Below are 23,135 nucleotides of genomic sequence, written 5' to 3' on the forward strand. Positions count from 1 at the left end.
GCGCCTCCTAGCGTGTCCACAGGATGCCGAGCTCCGGTACCTGCTCCGTCCTCACGGTGAGACCGAACGCCCCCCGCGCCACGTCCACCTCCCAGAGTCGCCCATTCGCCCGCAGCGTGCCCATGACCCAGGGCATCGCCTGATTCAGATAGTCCCTCCGCAACGGCGACTCCTGTCCGAGCGCCACCGGCTGCCCGTCGGGCTCGGGCATTGGCATGTCGAGCGCGACGGCCTGGGTGCGGAAGCTCGGGTCGTACAGGTAGAGCCGGCCTCCGTCCTCCAGAAAGTTCACCGAGTGGCCGTCATCCCAACCCGCGAAGAAGCAGTAGCGCGAGTCCTGCCGGCCGAGCAGCTCCACGGGCTCGTCCGGGGTGAAGGGATACCGCGCGCAGTCGTTGAACCAGCCGAGAAAGCGCGTCTGCCGCGCCGGCTCCACCTGGTTGATCCCCGGCGCCGCGGCCACCATCGCCTCCCAGCGCACCTCGTCCGTGCTCGGGTCATGCAGCGGCACCAGGTGCAGCGTGCGCCCCTCCACCGCGACGCCCTGGCAGTTGGCGAGCTGTTGGAACAACTGGTACCAGCCGCCGCACATGCCGCCGCCCGCCAGCAGCATGTGCCGCACCGACCACGCGGGCAGGCCGTACCGCAGCCGCGTCTCCGCCAGTCCCTGGAGGAGGGCGTCGCAGACGGCCTTGCGTCCCTCCAGCCCCGCGCACCACCGCGAGGACCAGCGCATCAGCGGCGCATACGCTCCAACGGGCGGAGCCCCGGGCACGCCGTGCTCCATGGGCGCGCCGCTGGTGTGGAGCTCATGCCGCGTGTCTCCGAGGAACAGCCGGCGCGCGGTGCCGTGCCCGTCCGTCCACTCCGCGAACCACTGGAGCTCCAGCGTGTGCACGCCGATGCGGTTGGGCAGCGGCCGGTTGAAGGCCACCGGCTCCGGGAGCGTGCTCCACCCGGCGGTCCGTTCCAGCGTCACCGGATGCGGCCCCACCCAGCGCACCGTGCCGCCCTCGCCGAGCCCCGGGCCGAAGGCGCTCAGGTCGAACGTCGTGGGCACGAAGTGGTTCGCCAGCAGCGTCACGCCCACGGACGGCCGCGAGCCCCGGACGTACGCGACGGGCTCCTCGCGGTGGCCGCGAATCCACTCGGGCAGCGCGCCCAGCCGCGTGTCCGTGACGGGGTCCCACAGGGGAATCGCGCCGCTGGACGTGTCTCCGCGGTCGAAGTTCAGGCTGTAGACGGCCAGCGGTTCCTCAGTGTGCATTCCACCGTCCCCCTCTCACGCGCCGGGCGGAAAGAGGCGCGCCCTACTCGTACAAGAGTACCCGGCTCACCCAGTACGCGGAGGGGTCCTCGCGCAGCTTGCGCTGGCGCTCCTCGCGCAGGGCCTGGGCCGGAAGGGCACCGGCCTGGATGCGCTCGCGCACGGCCTGGAAGAAGCGGCCCGCCGAGTTGGGGATGTCCACCGTCGCCGCGAACACCGCGCGCGCGCCCGAGCCGATGAAGGCCTGTGGCAGCGAGGACGTCTGGTGGAGCAGGGACGGCAGCCGCGCCGCGCTGCACGCGCCGAGCAGTACCATGGGCGCCCCTTCCAGGCGCACCCCACGAATCTCCTCGGCGGTGAGGGCGAAGCGGCCGTCGTACTCCGGCGCCAGCGCAATCACCGTGGCGTCCGACAGGCTGCGGTCCACCATGCCGTGTGCGTGGAACTCGATGTCGGTGGCCCGCTCCATGGCCTTCAGCACGCGCGACGGCGTGGCCTGCATTCCCGTCAGCTCCAGGGGCTGGTCTTGCGGCGCGAGTGGGGACTGCCACGAGGGCAGGCGCGCCAGCCGCAGCGACTGCGGAGTCTCCACGTTGGACACCACCACGTGCAGCGGGGGCAGGGGCGGCGCGGGCGGAAGCGACGACGCGCTCCCCACGCGGTAGCGCCACGCCAGGTCCGGCGGCAGCAGGCCGGCGCGGCTGTCCAGCGGGGGAGCGGCGAGCACGTCCACCTGGGGGCAGCGACGCAGCAGCGCCACCAGCTCGCGCGGCACCTCGCCCGAGAGGTCGTCTCCGAGCGGCTCCCGGCGCGAGGCATCATGGTAGCCGCGCACCTCGCCGGACGGGCCGAGTGCCACCACCACCGTGCGCTCGGCTTCCATGGCGGCGGCCAGCACGCACCGCTCCGGGGCGGTGACGCCGAGCTGCTCCGCCACCAGCGCGGGCACCTCGTCGAAGGCCCCCGCCTTGCCGGCGCTGACGGCCAGCGACTTGTACGCCACGGCCCGGGCGTCGCGCGCGTCCGCGTCGGTGGCGAGCCAAGGCTCGGCCTCGGCGATGGCTTTGCGCAGCAGCGCCTGGCCCTCCTCGCGGTTGAGCTCCACCACCAGGCGGGCGGCGATGAGCGTGGCCAGCACCCGGCGCCCGGGCGCGTCCAGGACGGGGTTGACCTGCGCCAGCTCGCGGCGCACCACCTCTTCGTCCGTGGGGCGCGGGGCCATCCGGCTGAGGTCCGCGAGAATCCACGCGCCCACCAGCCCCACGGAGGGGTTGCACTCCTGGGCCTCGTCCAGCGCGTGTCGGGCCTCTTCCGGCCGCAGCCGCATCAGCTCCAGCGAGGCCAGGTTGCGGTGGACGTAGTTGCGCGCGTCGCAGTCACCCGGGCTTCGCTGGAGGAACTCGTCCAGGTAGGCCCGCGCGGGCGCGACGCGGAACTGGTAGCGCGCGGCCTGGCCGAGCGCCCGGATGGCGAAGCCCTCCTGTCCCCACTCTCCCAGCATCCGCGCGTCGCGCCAGGCCGAGCGGGCCAGCTCCTCCGCCTCCGCGAGCCGGTTGGCCGACGTGGCGTTGAAGCTCATCCTCCGTTGCAGGTCCAGACACCGCAGGCCCAGCTCCCGCTCGCGGCACGTGCGCAGCGCGTCCCGCAGGCGCTGTCCGGCCCGCCACGACTGGCCCGCGAGGTCCTCCAGCCGCGCCAGCTCCTCCTGCACCAGCACGCCCACCCACGGGTCGTCCCACCGCCGGGCGAGCTCCTCCACCTCCGAAGCCGCGCGAGGCACGGAGGGGCTGAGCAGCAGCGCGCCCAGGCGCAGGTCCTCCTCGCCCGACGCGCGCAGCCGCTGGATGAAGGCGGCCGGGTCCGCGTGGTTGCGCCGGACGAGCCGCACGTACTCGAGGGCCAGCGGCGCGCGGCGCTTGAAGTCGCGGGCCGCCACGCGCCGGGTGTAGTCCGCCAGCGCGGTGCCTCCGAAGGCGCGGTCCAGCACCTCCGCGAGCGGAAGCAGGGCCCGCACCCGCGCGGCCGTCGGCGCGCCGCGCACGGCGTCGTAGAAGTGGGCCCGCGCGGTGCCGGGGAGGCGGCGCGCGGCCTCCACGGGAATCGGCGCGTCGGAGTCGCTGGCGAGCGCGTCGACGGCGTCCCGTGTGCTTCGCCACAGCGTGGCGCGCTCCTGTTCGCTCGCCCGCAGCACGTGGGCCTGCTCCTGGGCCTCGGTGCTCCAGCCGGGCTCGCCCAGCGCCGCGACTTCGTCGAAGGTCGCCGCCGCCAGCATCGTCAGCCCCAGCTCGCGCAGCACGAGCGCGCGGTTCCAGAGCGCCTGCGGGTGGCGGGGCTGCGCGTCCAGTGCGCCGTCGAGCAGCGTCAGCGCGTCGTCGTAGCGCTGGAGGAGGAAGGCGGCGGCGGCGCGGTCACACTCGCGGCCCGGCGACGCGGACGCGTGGTGGAGGTGGGCCAGCGCCTGCTGCGGATCCCCGTGGACGAGGTACGACGCCGCGATGCCCGCTCGGTCTCCAAGCGCCTCCAGCCGCGCCAGCTCACGCAGCGGCACCGGGGTGGCCTCCTGGGTGCGGGCCGGGACGTAGGGACGGTAGCCGTCCGCCTGGGCCACGCTGAGTCGCGGCTCGATGGGGCGGGTGGGGGACGCGGTGAGCCAGACGCGCTGCGTGACACGGTCCGCCGTCGGGTCGGCCCCGGAGAGGACGAACGCGGCGAGCACGAGCAGGGGGAGCGGGTACCAGAAACGCATGCGCGGCGGGCCACGCCGTCGGGCAGCCTCGGGGACTCGTGGTGTTCCCAGCTCACCGGCCATGCGCTGGACCTCCGGGGTGCCCGCGCCCAGGCGCCGCCACCCGGCTGCATCTTGGGGCAAGCCGACCTGCGGGAACAAACCGCGACGCCCTTTCCCTGTCCGGCGGGCCACTTGACAGCAGGGGCGCGGCGGCCCCGGCTCCAGCGTCCCTCTGCGGGACGCGCTCCAGTCGCTGTCGTTCAGACGACATAGTCCCGCCGGGGGAAGGTTGGCCCGCGGCGTCAGGTGGCCTGGGCGCGCAGCACGCGTCCGAAGCCGCGCTCCCGTCCCAGGGCCGGGGACAGGCCGCCGTCCTGGACGGCCTCGCGGCCGGAGATGAGCACGGCCTTCACGGCCGCGTCGTTGCGGCGCACCAGCCGCACGAAGCCGCCGAAGTTCTCCATCGGCGCCTCGGCGACCTCGTCCAGCTTCGCGTCCAGGCCCTCGGGGTTGATGACGGTCAGGTCCGCGCGGCGGCCCTGTGCGAGCACGCCCGCGTCCAGCCCGAACCACTCGCCAATCTCTCCGGTGAGCCGGTGCACGGCGCGCTCGGTGGTCATGAAGGGCTCGCCGCGCTTCTGGGCCTCGCGCACCAGGCGCAGGAGCCGGAGCGGGAAGTTGTAGTGCGCCATGTTGCGCAGGTGCGCGCCCGCGTCGGAGAAGCCCACCAGGATGTCCGGGTGCCGGCAGATGCGCTCCAATTCCTCGCGCCTGTCATTGGCCATGACGGTGTACCAGCGCAGCGCGTCCCCGTGCGTGGCCACCAGGTCCAGGAAGACGTCCACCGCGTGCCGGCCCTGCTCCTGCGCCACCTGGGCGAAGGACCTGCCCACCACGCTTGCGTCCGGACACTGGAGGATGCGGGACTCGTTGAAGTCGCGGTGGAAGGCGCGCGGGAGGAAGCGGTTGGTCCACTGGCGCCGGAAGCGGGCGCGGTACTCCGGGTCCTTCAGCAGGTCCGCGCGCGACGCCGCGTCCTGGAGGTGCAGGGCCGCGGCGCCCGCGCCGAACTCCTCGAAGACGACGAGGTCGATGCCGTCCGCCCACAAATCGAACACCTCGGGCAGCGCCTGCCAGCGGAAGTCCGCGCCCAGCAGCCTGTTGGCCACGCGCGAGAGCACGCCGATGGTGCGGTGGATGCCGCGGCTGGCGCGGGGGTCCATCATGGAGATGACCGACGTCTTCAGCGTCTTGCGTCCCAGGCCCATGCTCTCCAGGAGGAACAGCAGCACGTTCACCTTGGTGCTGATGTTGGGCACGCCCTGGAAGACGCGGCCGCGCTCGCGCAGCAGGCGGGTGAGGCGGCGGTACTCGCTCCAGCGCGCGTAGGTGGAGGGCAGGGGCCGGCTGCGGATGTCGCGCGAGCCGCCCATCTTGTCCCACTTGAGCGTCTGCACCGAGAGGCCCAGGTAGCCCAGGTCCAGGCCCTCGCGGACCAGGGCCTCCATGCGGCGCAATTCGTCCTCGGCGGGCCGTACGCCGGAGTCCAGGCTGCGGTGCAGGCCCATGACGTGCGCGCGCAGCGCCGAGTGCCCGAGGAGCGACGCCACGTTGGGCCCGAGCGGCAACGCGTCCAGGTGCTCCAGGTAGCCGCCCAGCGTGTCCCACTGCTTGCGCTCCTCCAGCAGCGAGCGGACGGTGGCGTAGGGGATGGCCTCCACGCGGCAGAACATGTCGGCCAGGTCTTCCGGCGTGCCCACCGCGAGGCTGAGCGAGCAGCTTCCCACCACCACGGTGGTGACGCCGTGGCGGACGGACTCGGAGAGGGACGGGGCCAGCTCCACCTCCGCGTCGTAGTGCGTGTGGAAGTCGATGAAGCCGGGTGTCACCCAGTGGCCGGTGGCGTCGATGACGCGCGTGTGCGGCGCACGGGGAAGGGGGGCCTCGGAGATGGCGGCGACGGTGCCATCGCGGATGCCCACGTGGGCCTGGCGCGGCGGAGTCCCCAGCCCATCGAACACCAGTCCGTTCTCGACGATGAGGTCCATGGCCCCGCAGCCTACGCCTGGAGTCGTGCGGGCTTCCACCCGAGCGGGTGCCCGTGGCTCGGCGCTCCAGGTCGTTCACCTCGTTGTTCGGCACGCCCGCTGGACTGTGCGCCAGCTCTGTCCACCGGACCACTCGGAAGCAGGCACCCGAGACGCCCGAGCGTCCAGCACCGGGCAGACGTCCATTCGGGCCATCCCCAAGCCTGAGACGCGATGGCAGATGGCCCCATGCTCCGACGCCCGCCGGTGCTGGCCCTGCTCTGCACCCTCGCCCTCGCTACCGGTCTGCTCCTCTCGCCCGCGGCCTGTCCGGGCTCGCCCCCGGGGAGGACGGACACGCCTGACGCACACCCTCCCGACACCGAGCCGTCAGACGAGGAGGACGCGGGCCCACATGATGCGTCCAACCCCGACGCCGGCCCGGAGGACGTGCCGGATTCCGGAGACCCCATCCCGGTCGTCCCGTACGGCCTGGACACGCGGCCGGCGAACCCCACGTGCGTGGCGCCCGCGCGCCCCGCCGAGGCCACCGGCGTCTCCCTCCAGCGCGTCTACCCGAAGCTGTCATTCACCCAGCCCCTGTTCGCGCTCCAGGCCCCCGACGACAGCCATCGTGTCTACGTGGTGGAGAAGCAGGGCTACGTGCGCGTCTTCGCCAACGAGGAGGACCCCGCGAGCAGCGCGCTGGTCATCGACCTCTCCGGGCGGGTGAATGCCTCGCACGACGAGTCGGGGCTTCTGGGCATGGCCTTCCACCCGCGCTTCGCCACCAATGGCGAGGTGTTCCTCTCCTTCATCGGCGATGACGACGAGGGGAAGCTCAACTCGTACATCGTCCGCTATCGCAGCACGGACGGCGGCGCCACGTTGGACCCGAGCACCGGGGAGCTCGTCCTGCAGCTCGCGCAGCCGTACTCGTACCACAACGGAGGACACCTGGCCTTCGGGCGGGACGGCTACCTGTACGTCGGCTTCGGCGACGGTGGTGGCCGCATCGACCCGAACCGCACCTCGCAGAATCCGCAGCAGCTGCTGGGGAAGATGCTGCGCCTGGACGTGGACTCGGCCCGGCCCTACGCCATTCCCTCCACGAACCCGTTCGCGAAGGGCGGCGGGCGGAAGGAAATCTACGCGCTCGGCTTCCGCAACCCGTGGCGCTGGAGCTTCGACCGGCGCACCGGCGCGCTGTGGCTGGCCGACGTGGGGGAGAAGCGCTTCGAGGAGGTCAACCGCGTGGTGCTCGGGGGCAACTACGGGTGGAGCATCCTCGAGGGCACCGCGTGCGTGCGCGGCACCCCCTGCGCCACGCAGGGCCTGACGCCTCCGGTGGCCGTGTACGGCCGCGACGAGGGCGTGTCCGTCACCGGCGGCTACGTGTACCGGGGCACCGCGGTGCCGGCGCTCGCGGGCCAGTATGTCTTCGGAGACTTCGGTACGGGCCGCATCTGGACGCTTCCCGGGGACGCGATGCCCGGCGGTGGGGCGAAGCCGAAGCGCGTGCTCTCCACGTCGCTCAACATCTCCTCCTTCGCGGAGCTGAACGACGGAGAGCTGCTGGCGGTGGACTTCGGCGGAGGCGGACTGCACCGGCTCGTCCCCGAGAAGCCCGCGCCGGGCGGCCCGTTCCCCACGCGCCTGTCCGCGACGGGATGTGTGGACCCGAAGGACGCCACGAAGCCCGCGGCCGGGCTCATCCCGTACGGGGTGAATGCCCCGCTCTGGTCGGACAGCGCGGACAAGGAGCGCTTCCTCGCGGTGCCGGACGGGACGACGGTGACGGTGGGCTCGGATGGAGTCCTGGAGCCGCCGCCGGGCAGCGTGGCGGTGAAGAGCTTCCTCCTGGAGGGCCGGCGTGTGGAGACGCGTCTCTTCATGCGCCATCCGGACGGGAGCTGGGCCGGCTACACCTACGAGTGGAACGCGGAGGGCACGGACGCGGTGCTGCTGGATGCGGGCAAGGTGAAGCAGGTGGCGGGCAGGACGTGGACCTTCCCCAGCCGCGCGGACTGCATGCAGTGCCACAACGCCACCGCCGGCCACGTGCTGGGCCTGGAGGTGGCGCAACTCAATGGCGACTTCGTCTATCCGGGAGACCGGCGGGCGAACCAGCTCCGCACGCTGGAGCACATCGGCGTGCTGATGCTGCCGGGAGCGCCGGACACGCTGCCCCGGTTGTCCACCTATGACGGCGAGACGTCCCCGGAGGCGCGGGCCCGCGCGTACCTCCACGCCAACTGCGCCATGTGCCACCGCCCGAGCGGGCTCGGCCGTGGCACCGCGGACCTGCGCTTCACCACGCCGCTGGCGCAGGCCGGCATCTGCGACATGCCTCCGGAGCTGGGCGACCTGGGCGTGCCCGGGGCGAAGCTGGTGGCCCCGGGCCACCCGGAGTCGTCGCTCGTGTCGCTGCGCATGCACGCGCGGGACACCTTCCAGATGCCGCCACTCGCCACGCGCGAGGTGGACACCGCCGGGACGGCCCTGGTGGACGCGTGGATTGCCTCACTCGCCCATTGCCCTGGAGGCCGATGAGGGCAGGCGTGCCTACCTTTGCGTCCGGACACGGACGCAGCAGGAGCGAGGAGGCGCGCAATGGCACGACAGGGATGGAAGTGGCTCACGATGGCGGGCCTGTGTGGAGTGCTCGGCCTGGCGGCGGGCTGTAACGAGCGGCAGGAGGGGGCCGCGCGAGAGAACGCCCGTGAGGTCGGCAGGGAAGTAGGCGAGGCGGCGAAGGACGTGGAGCACGGCGCGAGCAAGGCGGCCGAGCAGGTCAAGGGCGCGGCCGAGGAGGCCTCCGAGGGCTTCAAGGAAGGCGTGGGCGGCTCCGGCAAGGCGCCCATCGGCGACAAGCCCGGCGTCATCAACGACGGCGAAGGTCCACTGGAGAACGGACGCGGCCCGCTCGAGGAGCAGAAGGACCGCTGACCTGGGACGCGAGCCCCTTCGTGCGCGAAGGGGCCGCGGCCTCCCCCTCTTGGCGCGTGCTTCCTCGCGGTGCCAGGATGCTGCGCGGACCGGCGCTCGCGGTTGCCGGTGGGGGGGTTGCATTGAACGAGCTCGAGCTGGATAGGGTCTACCGCCGAGGCGAGCGGGGCCACGACGTGCGGCGCATCCAGGAGTGGTTGTCGCTCCAGGGCTTCGCGGTCGCCATCGACGGCGACTTCGGCGCCGCGACGGAGGCGGCGCTGAAGCGCTTCCAGGCGAAGGCCGGGCTGACGGTGACGGGCGTCGGTGATGCGGTGACGTTCGACCGGCTGGTGGCGCCCCTGAAGGCCGCCGTCGCGCCGATTCCCGCGCAGGGCCGCTCCCTGGGCTCGCTGGTGGTGGCCTACGCCGTACAGCACCTGCGCCAGCACCCGCGCGATATCGGCGGCGAGAATCGCGGCCCCTGGGTGCGCCTCTACATGGACGGCCACGATGGCGGCACCTGGGCCTGGTCCGCGGGCTTCGCCACCTTCTGCCTCCAGCATGCCGCGCGGGCGCTCGGCGTGCCCATGCCGGTGGGGCGCTTGCTGTCGTGTGACACGCTGGGCGCCGTCGCCCGCGACAAGGGGCGGCTCGTCTCCACGCTGACCGCGCCGCCCGACAGGACCCGCATCTGCCCCGGCAGCCTCTTCCTGCGCCGCCGCACGGCCACCGACTGGTCCCACACCGGCGTCGTCACCGAGGTGGACGAGGAGACCTTCCAGACCATCGAAGGCAACGACGAGGTCTGCGCCCGCACGCGCGGCTTCGAGAGCATGGACTTCGTCCTGCTCTGACAGCAGGCCGCCCGCTCAGGACTGCTTGCTGTTGCCGGAGGGAGGCTTCACCTCGCGGGTGCCCGCCCCGCGCACGGTGTAGTGCGCCACCACCGGCTGGTGGTCGGAGGACTCGGTGCTGCGGTCCACCTCGAAGAGGACCGGCACCAGCCCGGGCGACGCGTAGAGGTTGTCGAAGCGCTTTCCGGTGGCGGGCACCACGCCGCGCTCGTCCGGCAGCGACGTGAGGGTGGCGCTGTCGGCGATGTCCTGCAGGCGCAGCCAGTGCTCGCTCCCGCGCGGCACCGAGCCGGAGCGCAGCTCCGTACACGCCTGCTTCGGCGTCATCACCAGGCCGTCATTCAGGCGCACCTGCGCGAGCGTGGCGTGAGCGATGGTCTCCGGCAGCTGCAGCTCCAGTGCGTGCAGTTCGTGCCGCAGGCGCGGGTCGGCGATGTTGCCCACGCCCTTGTCACCCACGCTCGCGTGCGGGTCGCCGTAGCGCACCGCGTACTCCTCAATCGTATCGGTGTCGTCGTAGGTCATCAGGTGGGCCATCAGCCACGAGCCGCCGCGCTTGATGGCGGTGTTGGCGTTGAAGTCCCCCAGCACCACGGCGTGCGCCACCTCGCGGTGATGCAGGAGTGCGTTGAGTTGGCGCAGGTTGCGCGCGTTGATGCCCGAGTCTCCCAGCGCGTGGTGCACGTTGTAGAAGACCGCCGGGTGGCCCTCCACCTCCAGGCGCACGTAGAGCGCGCCCCGGTCCTCCGGCAGCTCGCACGGGTCTCCGCGCCGGAGGATGGCCTCTTCGCGCACGGAGTCGGGGATGACGTAGGTGAAGTGGGCCGCGTCCACCAGCGGGTGGCGCGTGAGGAAGGCCTTGCCGTTGACGAGCCGCCCACCGCCCCCACCGTCGTGGCCCTGGTAGGCCATGTGGAACCCATACCGCGTCGCCAGGAGCACGGTGATGGGGACGTTGGCTTCCTGTAGGCCGATGACGTCCGGCATCCGGCCGTGCGCCTCCAGCTCGTCGAAGTACGCCAGCAGGGCCTCGCGGCGCTGGCCACCGAGCAGGATGTTGTAGCTCATCACCGTCAGCCCGGGCCCCCGGGGCGGAAGCGCCGACGTGTTGCGGACGATGTACGTGCGGCCGTCACCCAGCTCCCGCTCCGTCGTCGGCCGGGGCACGGCCTCGAAGTCGGGGAACGTCACGGTGGGCTCGCGGCGGGGCAGGGCCTCTTCGTGCGCGCCCGGCATGCGAGCGAGCAACGGGCCGACTCCCGGAAGATGCTCCAGCAGCTCGGGCACTTTCATACAGGCTCCCCCCTGGGGAGCCGCGAATGCGGGGCAGGAACGAAACAGTCGTGCTGGAAAGCGACTTGAGCCACCGGTCCTCCTGTGTGGACTCAAGTTCTGCGCTGATCCGCGCGGAGGCCAGGGGGCACACGGGCCTTTGAGGGCCGGCCGGTCTGCCTCGCCAGGATGGAGGGCGGGCAGGGGAGCACCGCGAGGCCCGAAGCCCTGGATGTCATCTAGCAGCCGTCATCCCGCCCTGGAGTCCCACTGCGCGAGCGGAAGGACCTGGCGTTTCTGGACATCCGTCCATAGCAGCGGGGCGGGAGGCGGCGTCCCCCGACTCCATGCTTGAATGACCTTCATGAGGCGCGTGTGGCTCGTGGCGGTGCTGGTGTCCCTGGGTTGCGCCGCGTGCGCGACCACGCAGGTGATGTCTCCCATGTCGGCCTGCGAGCAGGGCAGGACGTCGGGGTGTGGCCCGTGGGGTGATGAGCTGCTCCAGCAGGGTGACATCGCCGGCGCGGACAGGGCCTTCGGCCTGGGGTGCGACGCCGGAGACACGCAGGCCTGTCTGGCTTTGGGGCGGCTGCGGATGGAGGGCGGGGACCTCGACGGCGCCGAGCCTCCACTCACCAAGGCCTACCAGGCGGACGGCGAGCCGGGCGCGCTGGCACTGGCGGAGCTGCGCGAGGCCCGGGGTGGCACGCAAGACCTGGAGGCCGCCGCGCGCCTGAGGCGGGAGGCGCCCGCGCTGGACAAGCCCGACTTCGAGTTCGTCTTCGCGTACCGGGTGGATGCGGCGAACGGGGTTGGCAATGACATCTCCTTGAACATCCAGCCCCTGGCGCTCTTCGAGCGGCGGCTGACCTTTGGCGGCAACATCGCCTTCGCGCGCTCGGGCGCCTCGGAGCTCAACGGCTTCATCGGCTACCAGCACTTCCTGTCGTCCTGGCTGCTGTCCTACGCGCGGCTGATGGTGGGCGGCGCCCTCGATGCAATCCCTGGCCAGGGCCCCAACGTCGGGGGTGAGCTGGGGGCGAAGCTGTGCCTCGGTCCCCTCGGCCACCTGAACATCGCGGTGGGCAGCTCGCGCTCCAGCCCCGCGTACATGTCCATGGGGTTGGGCCTCAACGGCCTCCTCGTCCTCCTCGCGGCGCTGCACTGACGTCAGCGCGGGGGCGGGCCGACCCCACCCCGAGGGGTGGCGTCCCGTGCATTGGCAACCACGCGATAGGGATTGTTTGACTCTGGCTGTTGCGGATCCGTACCATCCGCTGCGTTACGGGGGGAACAGCCACCTCATGCAGGCATTGACCGAAGCGCCCGGGTATCTCTCCCAGGGTGAGCAGTCGCTCTATTTCGTCCACCACCGGGCGCCAGGGTCCTGCCGGGCCGCGGTGGTGCTGGCGGGGCCGCTGGGGCTGGAGCGCGCGCACGCGTACATCGTCTGGACGCGGTGGGCGCGGCACCTGGCCGCCCGGGGCGTGGACGCGCTTCGGCTCGACTACCGGGGCACCGGCGAGAGCACGGGCCGCTTCGAGGACATGACGCTGCCGTGCTGGGAGGCGGACCTGCGCGCGGGGCTCGAGTACCTGCGCCGCGAGCGTCCCGGCGTGCCGGTGGTGCTGCACGGCCTGCGCCTGGGAGCGCTGCTGGCCGCGCGCGTATTCCAGACGGACAAGGTGGACGGCCTGCTGCTGTGGGACCCACCGGAGTCCGGCCGCGCGCACCTGATGGAGGTGCTGCGGCGAAAGGTGGCGGCGGACAACCTGGAGGGCACGGGCGGCCAGGCGCGCTCGCGCGAGGACTACGTGGCGGAGCTGGAGGCGGGGGGCTTCATGGAGGTGGAGGGCTTCCCCTGGTCCCGCGGCTTCTGGCGGAGCGCGGAGGCGTATGACCTGGCGCTGCCGGCGCGGGATGACGCGCGGCCGTGGCGGGCGGTGCACCTGGATGGACGTCCGGCGGAGCGCTGCCTCGCGCCGGGCCATGGCCGCTCGGTGCGCGCGCCGCGTCCCTTCTTCTGGACGACGAGCAACCGGCTGCTGCCGGAGCTGGGCGAGCTGTTCGACGACGGCGCGAGCTTCGCGGCCGGAGTTGGCGCGGTGGAAGTGAGCAAGGGGGCGTCGTCATGAGGGAGCTGTTCCAGTTGGACGTGAAGGGCCACCGGCTCTGGGGCACGTACCACCCCGCGGCGGCGGCGAAGCCGGGGCGGGTGGGCTTCCTCTTCCTCAACCCGGGGCATGTGCCGCGCTCGGGCCATGGCGGGCTGTCGGCGCGGGCCGCGGACCGGCTCGCCGCGCAGGGCTTCCCGTGCTTCCGCGTGGACCTGCCGGGCCTGGGAGACTCGGACGGCCCGCTGCCGGACACGACGGCGGAGCTGTACCAGCTCGTCTGCGGCGGCGGCTTCGTGGAGGTGGCGGAGGCCATCCACGCGGAGCTGCTGAAGCGCCACGGGCTCGACGGCCTGGTGATGGGCGGGCTGTGCGGCGCGGCGACGACGTCGCTCTACCTGGCGGACCGCGCGCCGGAGGGCGTCGCGGGCGTGTTCCTGTTCGAGCCCGAGTTCTACCTGTCCGAGCAGGAGGCGGCCAACGCGGACGGCGAGACGCCTCTCGAGGACGCGGAGAAGCGGACGTGGCGCTCGCGGCTGCCGCTGCGGCGCGTGACGTCGAAGGTCTTCTCGTACTGGGGCTGGATGCGGATGCTGACGCGGGAGAACGAGTACGCGCGGCTGTTCCGCTACGTGCCCTTTCCGCGCCAGCTGCTGCTGGATTGGCTGATGGACTGGGGCAGGTTGCCGGCGGTGGCCAACGTGCCACTGGTGCGCGCATGGCAGCGCGTGGTGCAGCGGGGCGTGCCGGTGCTCGTCATCACCGCCGAGGGCAAGCTGCGCGACGTCTTCTTCGACCGCATCCACCGGGCGGCCTTCTCCGACTTGAAGGTGGCCATGCTGGAGCGACTGCGGCTGCGCGGCACCAACCACATCTTCACCACCGGCGGCGCCATCGACGCGTGCATCGGCCACCTGTCCCGCTGGGCGGGGGAGCACTTCGGCCAGGACGCGACGCCCGTGGTCGCCGTGCCCCAGGTCGCGGAGCTGCGAAGCGCGAGCTGAGGCAGTCGTCAACGGGGCCGACCTGACGGCCTCCCGTCTGCCGCCTGTCTCGTCGAAGGCCTGCCACCCGCGCCGCCCCTGTCAGCGGCGCGGGAGCATCTCCATACTTTCACCATGCACCGTGTTCACCGGGCGGGTGAGGGGCCCTCGCGAAGGGCCGCGGCTGCGCTGGTGCGAGAGAAGGTCCTCCTGCCTCGGCTGGGCGCGGAGGATGGTGCATGCCTGCGGTCGGCGCTCACCGTCCTGGGCCGCGAGCCCGTGGAGGTGGAGACGGCGGAGCAGGCCGCGACGCTGCTCCGGGAAGAGTCCTTCGGGCTGCTCGTGCTCGACACGGAGGCGGAGGATTCGGCCGCCTGGACCCGGAGCGTCCAGCGGGCCATGCGAGAGCGGGGAGGGCCGGCACTGCTGCTGCTCGTCTCCTCCGAGCGCCCGGAGGGCCGGCTCCTCACGGAAGCGCTGTCGGGCACCCTGGCGTACGCCGTGCGGCCGCTCTCGCGGGACGCGGTGGTCCGCACGCTCCGCTCCCTCCTGGAGCAAGGCCCGGAGCGGCGGGACGACGCGGAAGCCTCGCTGGCCTCGGAATGGAAGGCGGAGCTCCGGCGCGAGCGGGAGGTCCGGGCGACCGTGGAGGGCCGGCTGCGGGAATTGCTGCGCAGCGAGCAGCGCCTGCATGCCCTGCTGGAGGCGACCACGAGCGTGATGTGGACGCTGACGCCCGAGGGCTCCGCCGTCGAGCCGAGCGTCTCGTGGGAGGCCTTCACCGGGAAGACCTTCGCGGAGTACCGCGGCCACGGCTACATGAACCTCATCCACCCCGAGGACCGCGAGGGCGTCTGGAAGGACTGGGCCCAGGTGCTGCGCAGGCCCACGCCGTATTCCTCCGAGTACCGCCTGCTGCGCCATGACGAGCGCTGGCGGCGGATGCTGTCGCGCGGAGTCCCGGTGCTCGGCCCGGACGGCCGCGTGCGGGAGTGGGTGGGCTGGCTGGTGGACATCACCGAGCAGCGGAAGCACGAGCTGGCGCTCCGCGAGAGCGAGGAGCAGTTCCGCGCCTTCTTCAACCTCGCCGCCGCGGGCATGGCGCAGGTGGACCCCGTCGCCGGCCGGCTCCTGGTCGTGAACGCGAAGCTGTGCGAGGTGACGGGCTACAGCGCCCAGGAGCTGGTCGGAATGAACTACATCGACCTCGTCCACCCCGAGGAGCGGCCCCAGGGCTCTGCGGGGCTCGCACGGCTGGTGGGGGGGGACGCGATTCCCGCCATCAACGCCCGCCGCTGGGTCCGGAAGGATGGCGGAGACATGTGGGTGGAGATTGCCGCCACCCTCCTCCGCGACGAGTCCGGGCGTCCCCTGCGCGTGCTGGCGGTCGTCCAGGACGTCACGGCGCGCAAGCACGCGGAGCTGGAGCGTGGCCGCCTGGTGTCGGTGGTGGAGAGCTCGCCCGACGTCATCTGCATCCACGACGTGGACGGGCGGGCCCTGTACATCAACGAGGCGGGCCGCGGGCTGCTGGGCCTGGAGAGCCTCGCGGAGGTCCAGGGCCTCTCGGTGCTCGACACGGTGCATCCGGACGACCGGCGCATCATCGAGCAGGAGGTGTTCCCCGCCATCGAGCGGGAGGGCCGGTGGGTGGGCGACCTCCGGGCCGTCAACCTGCGCACCGGGAAGGCCATCCCCGTCTTCACCCAGTACTTCCTGGTCCGGGACTCGGAGAGCGGCCAGAAGACGGGGCTGGGCTGCATCTCCCGCGACATCACCGAGCGGAAGCGCTCCGAGGAGCGTCTCACCTTCCTCACCCGGGCCAGCCGGCTGCTGGCCAGCAGCCTTGCTGACGAGACGACCCTGCTGATGCGCGTGGCGGAGCTGGCGGCCTCCTCGGTGGCCACCTGCTGCATGGTGAGCCTGATTCAGCCGGAGGGGACGCCCCGGTGGCTGGAGGTGGCGCATCGCGACCCGTCCAGGGCCTCGCATGTCCAACAGGCGCTGCGAGAGGCCCCGACGCCCGCCTGGACCGCGCTCTTCGACGCGCTGTCGACCTCCGGGCAGGCCGTGCTCGTCGACATCCGCGAGACGCGGGCGCTCGGGCCCATGCACCGCGCGCTGCTCGAGGCGATGGAGGCGGTGTCCGTCCTGGCGGTGGCCCTCACCTCGCGCGGGCATGTGCTGGGCATCATCGTCTTCGCCTCGGGGGACCCCGACCGCCTGTATGGCGATGAGGACCGGGGCATGGCGGAGGAGCTGGCCTACCGGGCGGCCGCGGCGGTGGACATTGCCCGCCTCTACGCGCAGGCGCAGCGTGCCATCCGGCTGCGCGACGAGTTCCTCTCCATCGCCAGCCATGAGCTGAAGACGCCGCTCACGCCCCTGGCGCTCAAGCTGCAGGGCATGAAGCGCACGCTGCCCGTGGAGTCGCTGGGGGACTCGGCGGAGCGGATGCGCGCGGACCTGGAGCTGGCGCAGCGGCAGGTCCGCCGGTTGGCGGAGCTCGTGGACGGGCTGCTCGACGTGTCACGCATCCGCGCGGGCCGGCTCCAACTGGAGCTGGAGCTGGTGGACCTGTCGGCGCTCGTCCGTGAGCTGGTGGAGCGCTACGAGCCACAGGCGCAACGAGCCCAGTCCCGCATCTTCCTCGAGGCCGACCCTTCCATCCTCGGGAGGTGGGACCGCTCCCGGCTGGAGCAGGTGGTCTCCAACCTGCTCTCCAACGCCCTCAAGTACGGCGCGGGAAGGCCCGTGCACGTGCGGGTGTCCGCCAGCGGGGGGACGGCCCGGCTCGAGGTGCGGGACGAGGGTATCGGCATCGAGCCGCAGTCGCTCCACCGCATCTTCCAGCGCTTCGAGCGCGCCGTGTCGGAGCGGCACTACGGGGGCCTGGGCCTGGGGCTCTACATCACCCGGCAGATTGTGGAGGCCCACGGCGGCTGCGTGCGGGCCGAGAGCGCCCCGGGCCAGGGCGCGACCTTCACCGTCACGCTTCCACTGGAGGGGCCCTCGGAGGTGGAGAGCCCGTGCGACGACGTCCCGGAGGAGCCCGCGTCCTGACCCCTGGAGGGCCTACGCCGCCTCGCGCCCGTCCTCACGGGCGCCGCGAGCCAACCGCTTCTGGATGGCGAGGAACAGCGCCTCGTGCGTGGCGGGCGAGGCCAGCTCCACCTCGCCACCGGCCTGGCCGAAGGCAGCCACCGCGTCGCGCAGCGCCTCGCGGGCGGACATGGCGAGCATCAGCGGCGGCTCACCCACGGCCTTGCTCCCGTGAATCGTGTTGTGCTGCCGCGCCTTCTCCATCAGCCGCACGCGGAAGTCGACGGGCGCGTCGCTGAACGCGGGCACCGCGTACGTGCTGGCCGAGTGCGTGAGCAGCCGCCCGGTGGCGTCCCACTTCAGGTCTTCCCCGGTGAGCCACCCGAGCCCCTGCACGAAGCCGCCCTCAATCTGCCCGCGGTCCACGCCGGGGTTGAGCGAGTCGCCCACGTCCTCCAGCAGGTCCACGCGCAGCACGCGCTTCATGCCGGTGTAGCCGTCCACCTCCACCTCGCACACGGCGGCGCCGTAGGCGAAGTAGAGGAACGGCCGGCCCCGGCCGCGTGCCTTGTCGTAGCCGATGCCCGGCGTCTGGTAGTAGCCCGTCACCGACAGCCCCACGCGCGCCAGGTACGCGGCCTCCACCACCGCCGCGAAGGGCAGGGCCACCTCGGGCTCGCCCGGAGGACCCACGCGTCCGTCCTGGAACACCAGCGCCTCGGGGGCGACGCCGCGCCCGTGCTTCTCGGCGAGCAGCCGCGCGGCCACGGGGGCCAGCCGCTCGCGCAGGGTGACGCAGGCATTGCGCACGGCCGCGCCATTCAGGTCCGAGCCACTGGAGGCCGCGGTGGCGGACGTGTTGGGCACCTTGTCAGTGGCCGTCTTCGCCATCCGCACGGCGCTGGCGGGAAGGCCCAGCTCGCGCATGGCCACGCCCTGCACCTTGGTGTGCAGGCCCTGCCCCATCTCCGTGCCGCCGTGCGACACCATGACCGAGCCATCGCGGTACACGTGCACGAGCGCGCCGGCCTGGTTGAGGAACGTGGCGGTGAAGGAGATGCCGAACTTCATCGGCGTGAGCGCCAGGCCGCGCTTGATGCGGGGCGAGCGGGCGTTGAAGTCGTCGACCTCCTGCCGCCGCCGCGCGAAGTCCGAGGACTCCTTCAGCTCGCGCCAGAGCCGGGGCATGCGCTCGTCTTCGAGTTCCTGCCCGTAGTGCGTGGTGTTCGTCTCACCCGAGCCGGCGTAGAGGTTGCGCTCCCGCACTTCTTCCGGGGGCAGGCCCACGGCGCGGGCCACGCGGGCGAGGACCTCTTCACACACGAGCATGCCCTGCGGGCCACCGAAGCCACGGAAGGCCGTGTTGGACACCAGGTGCGTCTTCGCCACGCGGCCCGAGTACGCCAGGGCCGGCACGTAGTAGGCGTTGTCCAGGTGGAAGAGGGCGCGGTCGAGGATGGACTCGGACAGGTCCAGCGACCAGCCGCCGTTGGACACCAATTGCGCGCGCAGGGCGAGCAGCTTCCCCTGGCCGTCGAAGCCGGCCTCGAAGGTGGCGTGGAACGGGTGGCGCTTCCCGGTGACGGTCATGTCCACGTCGCGGTCCATCATCCACCGCACCGGCCGGCCCGTGTGCCACGCGGCCAGGGCCACCAGGGCCGCGGGGGCGTTGCCCTGCGTCTCCTTGCCGCCGAAGCCACCGCCCATGCGCGGGGCCTGCACCACCACGCGGCTGCGCGGCAAATCCAGCACGTGGGAGATGACGGCCTGCACCTCCGACGGGTGCTGGGTGGAGGACGTCACGGTGACGTCGCCGTCGTCGCCGCGCTCGGCGAAGGCGGCGTGCGTCTCCAGGTAGAAGTGCTCCTGGCCGCCGATGGACAGCGTGCCGGTGAGGCGGTGGGGGCTGCTGGCCAGCGCGGCGTCCACGTCCCCCCGGCGGATGACGTGCGGCTCGGTGTGGTAGCTGCCCTGCGCGATGGCGTCCTCCACGGTGAGGACGGCGGGCAGTGGCTCGTACTCCACCACCACGGCGCGCGCGGCGGCGCGGCAGGCGTCGACGGACTCGCCCACCACCAGGGCCACCACCTGCCCGTGGAAGAGCACCTCCCGGTCCGCGAGCAGTGGCTCGTCGTGGCGGATGGGGCCGGTGTCGTTCGTGCCGGGGATGTCCTCGGCCATCAGCACCGCCACCACGCCCGGCATCTTCCGCGCGGCGATGGGGTCCCTGCGGAGGATGCGGGCGTGCGCATGCGGCGCGCACACCGGCCAGACCTCCAGCATGGGCTGACGCTGCGCGAGGTCATCCACGTACTGCGCGCTGCCCGTCACGTGGCCCAGCGCGCTCTCGTGCCGCAGCTCGCGGCCCGCATCCGCGGAGGCCCCCGGCTCGCCCAGGGTGAAGCGCGGGGCGGCGTCCAGCGAGGGGCTGCGCTCGCCGGAGAAGAACTTCTGGAACAGGCTCACCACCAGCCCGCGCCGGTATTCCGCGCTGCCGCGCAAATCACTGATGGGGGTGATTTCCTCCGACAGCACGGGCAGCACCCGCGCCACCGTCTCACGCGTCCAGGGCTGGCCGGTGAGCAGCTCCTCCGCGCGGCGCGCGCGCACGGGCGTGGCCGCGACGCCGCCGTAGGCCAGCCGCGCGAGCCGCACCACGCCCTCCGCGTCCAGCTCCACGCGGAAGCCCGCGGCGACGATGCTGATGTCCAGCTCGCGGCGCTTGGACACCTTGAAGGAGTCCGACAGCCGCCGTCCGCCAGCCGGAGTGGACGCATGCGGGATGACGATGTGGCGCACGACTTCATCCGGCCGCAGCGCCGTCTTCCGGTACGCGAGGAAGAAGTCGGCCAGCGGCACGACGCGCTCCCCCTGCACGGAGGCGAGGACGAGCCGCGCGTCCAGCGCGAGCAGCACGGGCGCCATGTCGCCAATGGGCGAGGCCGTCACCAGATTGCCGGCCAGCGTGGCGCGCTGGCGAATCTGCCGGGAGGCGAAGACGTTCAGCATCTTCGTCACCTCGGGGAGCTCGGTGCCGAGCGCGTCCTCCAGTTCCACGAGGGACGATGCGCCGCCCACGTACCACCCGTCCGCCTCGCGGCGGATGGCGCGCAGCGACTCCACGCCCTCGGTGGAGATGAGGAACGGGAAGCGGCGGGCCTTCTTGGTGATGTCCACGCCCAGCTCGGTGGCGCCGGCCACGAGGAGCGCCTCGGGATGCGCGACCTTGAGCGCGAGCAACTCCTCCCACGAGGTGGGGCGGAGGAACGTCTGTCCCCGCGCCTCGTAGCGCAGCGCGGGCAGCGGCGCGGCGGGGTTGCCGAGGGTGACACCCGGGAGCGCCTCGCGCGCGGTGCCGGCGTCACGCGTGGCGAGCGCCTCCATCATCGCGTCGCGGATGGGGCGGTAGCCGGTGCAGCGGCAGATGTTGCCGCAGAGCTGGTCCGCCACGGCCTCGGGAGTACAGACCTCCTTGCGCGAGTACGCCTCCGCCATGGAGACGATGAAGCCCGGCGTGCAGAAGCCGCACTGCGAGCCGTAGTGCTTCACCATGGCCTGCTGCACGGGGTGGGGCTGCTCGCGGCGGCCCACGCCCTCGACGGTGACGACTTCGCGACCGGCGACCATGGGGAGCAGGGTGATGCACGCGTTGAAGGCGCGCAGGCAGCGGTTGCCCTGGGCGTCGCGGTCCACCATGGCCACGGTGCACGCGCCGCAGTCTCCCTCGGCGCAGCCCTGCTTCGTCCCGGTGGAGCCGCGCGTGCGCAGGAAGTCCAGCAGGGTGGTGTTGGGGGAGACGCCGTCGACGCGAACCGTCGTTCCGTTGAGCAGGAACTCGAACATGGTGCTCATTCTCCAGCAGATACCCCGCGCACGCGGGGCTGCTCCGGAAGCGAAGCTTCGGAGCGTGTGTCAACGCTGAGGCCGTGGTGCACCTGCAGCAGGCCGGCGGCGATGCTCACCGCGACCTCTTGCGGCGACTTGCCGCCAATCTCCACGCCCATGGGGCAGTGCACCCGGTCGATGTTCCGCGTGGGCACTCCCCGCGCTTCCAGCCGCTGGCGGAAGCGGGCCCACTTCGTGCGGCTGCCGATGAGTCCCAGGTAGCGCGCCGGCCGCTCCACCGCGAGGGCGATGATGTCCTGGTCCAAATCGTGCCGGTGCGTCATCACCGCCACGTACGTGCGGCGCGCATCCCACGAGGCGCGGGCGGCGAACGCGTCCCACGGCTCGTCGTGGCGCACCACCGACGCGGGGATGCGCTCGCCGTGCAGCCACTCGGGGCGCTCGTCCACGAGGTGGACCTGGAAGGGGGTGCCCTCCAGCGTGCGGCACAGCGCCTGGCCCACGTGGCCGGCGCCGAAGAGGTAGAGGCGCGGCCCGTGATTCACGAGCTCCACGAAGACGTCCACCACGCCGCCGCAGCACTGGCCCAGCTTGGCGCCCAGCGGATAGCGGTAGGAGCGGGCCTCGCCCTTCTCCAGGCAGGCGCGCGCGTCCGCGAGCACCAATTGCTCCAGGTGGCCGCCGCCCACGGTGCCGTGGAACGTCCCATCCGCGCGCACGAGCAGCTTCGCGCCGGGCTCGGCGGGGGTGCTGCCCTGGCACACAGTCACCGTCGCGACGGCGAAGGGCGCATCTTCACGAGACCACTCCGCCAGCTGGCGGACCCAATCCCACATGGTCCGACCGAGTCTGCCACAGCCGGGGCCCCGTTAGTCACGGCCCGGACACGGCGTGCGGGTCAGAACGCGTATCTCACCCGGCAGTAGGGCATGCGGCGGGCCAGCAGCTCCTCGAGCTCGGCCACCAGGCGGCCCTTCAGCCCGGTGCGGTAGCGCACGTTGGCACCGCCGCCCTGGGACACCTTGGCCTCCTGCGTCTCGGGCGTCCACAGCAGGGCTTCCGCCCTGGGGTGCCAGCGCAGATTCACCTCATGGAGGCCGGCGTGGTGGGTGAGGAAGATGACCTCGGCGGCGAGCTGGGCCTTCGCCTCGGGGGAGAGCACGTCGTCCACCTGCTGGAAGAGCGCGTCGTACTCGGCCTGCCAGCCGTCGTAGACGACGACGGGAGAGAAGTTGAGGTGGACCTCGTAGCCGGCGGCCACGAAGTCGTTGATGGCGGCGATGCGCTCGGAGATGGGGCTGGTGCGCACGTCCAGCATCTTCGCCTTCGCGTGCGGCATCAGGCTGAAGCGGATGCGCGTCTTGCCCTTGGGCGCGTAGTCCAGCAGCTCGCGGTTGACGAGCTTGGTGGCGAAGGTGCCCATGGCGTTGGGCAGCGTGGTGAAGAGGCGGACCAGGTCCCTCACGTTGTCACTGAGGGCCGCGTCCGCCGCGCAGTCGCTGTTGCAGCCGATGTCATAGGCCCAGTAGCGCGGGTCCACGCTGTTGGCTTCCGTCTTCGGCCCCAGCCGCTGCGCGTGCCGGCGGACGGAGGCCATGATTCGGTCGATGTTGACGAAGACGGTGACGGGGTTGGCGTAGCCCTTGTGGCGCGGCACGTAGCAGTACGCGCAGCTCATGACACAGCCATTGGCGGTGGACGGCGGGATGAAGTCGCAGCTGCGCCCGTTGGGGGTGAAGGACATCGTCTTCTTCACGCCCAGCACCAGGGTGCTGCCCTTGATGCGGTTCCACGCCTCGGCGTTGCCCTCGTTGCCGAACAGGCCGGGGATGTTCTGGTGCGACGCCACCGGCACCCGCTCCGCGTCCGGGAAGCGCGCGAGGATTTCCCTGCCGCGAAGGTGCTCCTCCACGGCCGGCTCCAGGTAGATGCGGGACACCTTCAGCAGCGAGTCCAGTGCACCCGGGCCGGTGGGGGGAGGGGGCGGGGCGAACAGGTCGAGGTTCGTCACCGGGCGTACCTAACCCGAAGCCGGCCGCCCCGCAGTGGCGCCATGCGGACCCTCGTCTGC

Annotated in this window: 14 protein-coding genes; 7 read left to right on the plus strand and 7 right to left on the minus strand. The window is 72.2% G+C overall.

The window, feature by feature from the left end:
* Positions 1-7 precede the first annotated feature (7 nt).
* The 3 genes from G4D86_RS29990 to G4D86_RS30000 all read right to left on the minus strand — a co-directional run bounded on the left by G4D86_RS29990 (position 8) and on the right by G4D86_RS30000 (position 6,043).
* Positions 8-1,267, minus strand: coding sequence for a hypothetical protein (locus tag G4D86_RS29990; RefSeq protein WP_163997492.1), 1,260 nt, complete (start codon positions 1,265-1,267; stop codon positions 8-10).
* A 43-nt stretch (positions 1,268-1,310) separates the two neighbouring features.
* The gene (locus tag G4D86_RS29995) at positions 1,311-4,013 is read right to left on the minus strand and encodes a CHAT domain-containing protein (RefSeq protein ID WP_163997493.1); all 2,703 of its coding nucleotides are present in this window, start codon (positions 4,011-4,013) and stop codon (positions 1,311-1,313) included.
* A 284-nt stretch (positions 4,014-4,297) separates the two neighbouring features.
* On the minus strand, positions 4,298-6,043 hold the full coding sequence (locus G4D86_RS30000; protein ID WP_163997494.1) for an N-acyl-D-amino-acid deacylase family protein: 1,746 nt from the start codon (positions 6,041-6,043) through the stop codon (positions 4,298-4,300).
* Positions 6,044-6,271: 228 nt separating this feature from the next.
* Here G4D86_RS30000 and G4D86_RS30005 point away from each other — a divergent pair, with 228 nt between their 5' ends.
* The 3 genes from G4D86_RS30005 (at position 6,272) to G4D86_RS30015 (ending at position 9,807) form a co-directional block, all read left to right on the plus strand.
* Positions 6,272-8,575 carry a PQQ-dependent sugar dehydrogenase gene (locus G4D86_RS30005; RefSeq protein WP_240360542.1) on the plus strand — a complete coding sequence of 768 codons (2,304 nt, stop codon included), beginning with the start codon at positions 6,272-6,274 and terminating at the stop codon, positions 8,573-8,575.
* 60 nt (positions 8,576-8,635) lie between these two features.
* The gene (locus G4D86_RS30010; RefSeq protein ID WP_240360543.1) at positions 8,636-8,971 is read left to right on the plus strand and encodes a hypothetical protein; all 336 of its coding nucleotides are present in this window, start codon (positions 8,636-8,638) and stop codon (positions 8,969-8,971) included.
* Positions 8,972-9,093: 122 nt separating this feature from the next.
* On the plus strand, positions 9,094-9,807 hold the full coding sequence (locus tag G4D86_RS30015) for a peptidoglycan-binding domain-containing protein (RefSeq protein ID WP_163997496.1): 714 nt from the start codon (positions 9,094-9,096) through the stop codon (positions 9,805-9,807).
* 15 nt (positions 9,808-9,822) lie between these two features.
* Here G4D86_RS30015 and G4D86_RS30020 read toward each other — a convergent pair whose 3' ends face one another.
* Positions 9,823-11,100 carry an endonuclease/exonuclease/phosphatase family protein gene (locus G4D86_RS30020; RefSeq protein WP_163997497.1) on the minus strand — a complete coding sequence of 426 codons (1,278 nt, stop codon included), beginning with the start codon at positions 11,098-11,100 and terminating at the stop codon, positions 9,823-9,825.
* A 343-nt stretch (positions 11,101-11,443) separates the two neighbouring features.
* Between G4D86_RS30020 and G4D86_RS30025 the strand changes: the two genes are divergently transcribed.
* From G4D86_RS30025 to G4D86_RS30040, 4 genes are all read left to right on the plus strand, one after another.
* Positions 11,444-12,247, plus strand: coding sequence for a tetratricopeptide repeat protein (locus G4D86_RS30025; protein ID WP_163997498.1), 804 nt, complete (start codon positions 11,444-11,446; stop codon positions 12,245-12,247).
* A 136-nt stretch (positions 12,248-12,383) separates the two neighbouring features.
* Positions 12,384-13,214 carry a serine aminopeptidase domain-containing protein gene (locus G4D86_RS30030; RefSeq protein ID WP_163997499.1) on the plus strand — a complete coding sequence of 277 codons (831 nt, stop codon included), beginning with the start codon at positions 12,384-12,386 and terminating at the stop codon, positions 13,212-13,214.
* A complete protein-coding gene (locus tag G4D86_RS30035; RefSeq protein ID WP_163997500.1) occupies positions 13,211-14,197 on the plus strand; it encodes an alpha/beta fold hydrolase in 987 nt (328 codons plus the stop codon). The genes G4D86_RS30030 and G4D86_RS30035 overlap by 4 nt, the downstream gene beginning before the upstream one ends.
* Positions 14,198-14,368: 171 nt before the next feature.
* Entirely contained in the window at positions 14,369-17,239 is a 2,871-nt protein-coding gene (locus G4D86_RS30040) for a PAS domain S-box protein (protein ID WP_163997501.1), read from the plus strand.
* Between the two features lie 12 nt (positions 17,240-17,251).
* On the opposite strand, the gene xdhB is transcribed toward G4D86_RS30040, so the two are convergent.
* The 3 genes from xdhB to G4D86_RS30055 form a co-directional block, all read right to left on the minus strand.
* On the minus strand, positions 17,252-21,061 hold the full coding sequence (gene xdhB, locus G4D86_RS30045; RefSeq protein WP_205519831.1) for a xanthine dehydrogenase molybdopterin binding subunit: 3,810 nt from the start codon (positions 21,059-21,061) through the stop codon (positions 17,252-17,254).
* 5 nt (positions 21,062-21,066) lie between these two features.
* The gene (gene xdhC, locus G4D86_RS30050; protein ID WP_163997503.1) at positions 21,067-21,900 is read right to left on the minus strand and encodes a xanthine dehydrogenase accessory protein XdhC; all 834 of its coding nucleotides are present in this window, start codon (positions 21,898-21,900) and stop codon (positions 21,067-21,069) included.
* A 62-nt stretch (positions 21,901-21,962) separates the two neighbouring features.
* Positions 21,963-23,075 (minus strand): spore photoproduct lyase family protein, encoded by a 1,113-nt coding sequence (locus tag G4D86_RS30055; RefSeq protein WP_163997504.1) that lies wholly within the window; start codon positions 23,073-23,075, stop codon positions 21,963-21,965.
* Positions 23,076-23,135 lie beyond the last annotated feature (60 nt).

It is taken from the genome of Pyxidicoccus caerfyrddinensis (assembly GCF_010894405.1).
GTDB lineage: Bacteria > Myxococcota > Myxococcia > Myxococcales > Myxococcaceae > Myxococcus > Myxococcus caerfyrddinensis.

Coding starts and splice junctions, on each gene's coding strand:
- G4D86_RS29990 (WP_163997492.1), bottom strand. CDS start 1,267: ATGCACACTGAGGAACCGCTGGCCGTCTACAGCCTGAACTTCGACCGC.
- G4D86_RS29995 (WP_163997493.1), bottom strand. CDS start 4,013: ATGCGTTTCTGGTACCCGCTCCCCCTGCTCGTGCTCGCCGCGTTCGTC.
- G4D86_RS30000 (WP_163997494.1), bottom strand. CDS start 6,043: ATGGACCTCATCGTCGAGAACGGACTGGTGTTCGATGGGCTGGGGACT.
- G4D86_RS30005 (WP_240360542.1), top strand. CDS start 6,272: ATGCTCCGACGCCCGCCGGTGCTGGCCCTGCTCTGCACCCTCGCCCTC.
- G4D86_RS30010 (WP_240360543.1), top strand. CDS start 8,636: ATGGCACGACAGGGATGGAAGTGGCTCACGATGGCGGGCCTGTGTGGA.
- G4D86_RS30020 (WP_163997497.1), bottom strand. CDS start 11,100: ATGAAAGTGCCCGAGCTGCTGGAGCATCTTCCGGGAGTCGGCCCGTTG.
- G4D86_RS30025 (WP_163997498.1), top strand. CDS start 11,444: ATGAGGCGCGTGTGGCTCGTGGCGGTGCTGGTGTCCCTGGGTTGCGCC.
- G4D86_RS30030 (WP_163997499.1), top strand. CDS start 12,384: ATGCAGGCATTGACCGAAGCGCCCGGGTATCTCTCCCAGGGTGAGCAG.
- G4D86_RS30035 (WP_163997500.1), top strand. CDS start 13,211: ATGAGGGAGCTGTTCCAGTTGGACGTGAAGGGCCACCGGCTCTGGGGC.
- xdhB (WP_205519831.1), bottom strand. CDS start 21,061: ATGTTCGAGTTCCTGCTCAACGGAACGACGGTTCGCGTCGACGGCGTC.
- xdhC (WP_163997503.1), bottom strand. CDS start 21,900: ATGTGGGATTGGGTCCGCCAGCTGGCGGAGTGGTCTCGTGAAGATGCG.